The following is a 250-nucleotide window of genomic DNA, read 5'->3' on the forward strand; positions in this document are numbered from 1 at the left end:
GCCGACCCGCCGCCCGCCCGCGCGGGCCGGTGAACCGAATCCTCTTCCGCCTGCCATGACCATTCTCGTCACCGGCGGTGCCGGCTTCATCGGCGCCAACTTCGTCCTCGACTGGCTGCAGCACCACGACGAACCGGTCGTCAACCTCGACAAGCTGACCTACGCCGGCAACCTCGACAACCTGGCCAGCCTGCAGGGCGACGCGCGCCACGTCTTCGTGCGCGGCGACATCGGCGATCGCGCCCTGGTG

The 250-nt window shown here is 70.0% G+C and carries 1 protein-coding gene; it reads left to right on the forward strand.

Going from position 1 to position 250, the window contains the following annotated elements:
• Window positions 1-55: 55 nt before the first annotated feature.
• Window positions 56-250 (forward strand): GDP-mannose 4,6-dehydratase (locus tag NET02_RS16470; RefSeq protein ID WP_347711066.1); only part of this gene is annotated, 195 nt, incomplete at its 3' end.

Origin of the sequence: Thermalbibacter longus, assembly GCF_023806485.1 — a bacterium.
In the GTDB taxonomy this organism is placed as follows: Bacteria; Chloroflexota; Chloroflexia; order Thermomicrobiales; family Thermomicrobiaceae; genus Thermalbibacter; species Thermalbibacter longus.